The sequence below is a fragment of the Mesorhizobium denitrificans genome (assembly GCF_003403035.1).
Classification (GTDB): Bacteria; Pseudomonadota; Alphaproteobacteria; order Rhizobiales; family Rhizobiaceae; genus Mesorhizobium_G; species Mesorhizobium_G denitrificans.
In genome coordinates this window covers 1-1,409 of record NZ_QURN01000044.1, presented here as the reverse complement: position 1 = coordinate 1,409, position 1,409 = coordinate 1, and the positions used below count along the sequence as shown (strand labels likewise).

Annotated in this window: 1 protein-coding gene; it reads right to left on the bottom strand. The window is 60.3% G+C overall.

Annotation, left to right across the window (positions count from 1 at the left end; genetic code table 11):
* Positions 1-255: 255 nt before the first annotated feature.
* Entirely contained in the window at positions 256-1,305 is a 1,050-nt protein-coding gene (locus tag DY251_RS21210; protein WP_116625891.1) for an IS110 family RNA-guided transposase, read from the bottom strand.
* Between the last annotated feature and the right edge of the window lie 104 nt (positions 1,306-1,409).

Here is a 1,409-nt window from a genome sequence, read left to right as displayed (position 1 = left end):
TTAGCGTACGTGTGTGGAAGGCTCCCGCGTTGAGGGGAATGTGGTTCGGTCGTGCAGCGCATCTCGAGTGCAGTCGTGTGTCCGGCCTGTCATGCAGCCATTCTTGGACTGCTGGCCTTGAAGGGTTCCGCCAGGATCATGCCCCCAATCGATTAGACGGACTTTGAGGTCCGCTACGCTAAACGGGTTCGGCTGATCCTTGGGATCGAGTTGCTGCCTTCACTTACCTCTTTCGCCCTCATACCTCGAACGGCCTCAGCTGCTGGTGTGCTGCACCGCTCTCAGTTCGTTGATTTCTTCGTACTCACCGCCACGCCGCATGATCGACCATGCGATGCGGGCCATCTTGTTGGCAAGCGCAACGGCGACAACCTTCGGCGGCCGACGCCGCAGCAGACCGCCAACCCAACTCGACCCTCCGTCTCCGTCGCGGCGAACGTATCGCAGCACCGATGTCGCACCGAGGATCAGCAGCTGCCGGATGTATCGATTTCCTTGCTTGCTGATGCGACCGAGGCGCGACTTGCCTCCCGAGGAGTTCTGTCTCGGCACCAAGCCGAGCCAGGCAGCGAAATGCCTCCCCGATCTAAAAGCCTTCGGGTCAGGAACGATCGAAGCGAGCGCCGAGGCCGTGACGAATCCTACCCCGGGGATGGTTTCCAGCCGGTTCGAGAGATCGTTTCGGTAGTGCCAGGAGATCAGCTTCTTCTCGATCGCCTGAAGGCGCTGAGCCAGGTCGCAGACCAGGCTGGCCAGTGTTTCGAGGACAAACCGGGCAAGCTCGGGCAGGTCGGTACGTTCGCCTTGCGCAAGTCCCCGGACGACACGGGCGATTTGGCTGATCCCGGCCCCGGTCGAAATGCCGAGCTCAGCGAGATGAGAGCGGATCGAATGCATGAGCATCGTCCGCTGCTTGACCAGCAGCGCTCTCGATCGATGCAACATCGTCGCTGACTGCTGCTCGACCGATTTGATCGGCACGAAGCGCATCGTCGGGCGCATCACCGCTTCGCAGATCGCCTCAGCATCTGCGACATCGTTCTTCTGTCGCTTGACATAGGGTTTCACATAGGCAGGCGGCATCAACCGCACCTCGTGCCCAAGGGCCGAAAGCTCGCGCGCCCAGTAGTGGGCAGTGCCGCACGCCTCCATCCCAATCACGCAAGGCGCCAGCTGCTCGAAGAACTTCAGCATCTGCTGGCGTCGCAACTGTCGCCGGACGATAACATTGCCGGCGGCGTCAACCGCATGAACCTGAAACACCGACTTCGCAAGGTCGATGCCAACGGTAGAAATCTCTTCCATTTGAACGCTCCCTGTTTGTCCATCCTAACCGATGCCTACTTAGCACCGGCGGAGCGGGAGCCTTCCATCCCATCGATTTCGCACTGCTCTTGTTCTGACCCCTA

Excerpts from the sequence above, each read along its gene's own strand:
- DY251_RS21210 (WP_116625891.1), bottom strand. The coding sequence starts at position 1,305 with ATGGAAGAGATTTCTACCGTTGGCATCGACCTTGCGAAGTCGGTGTTT.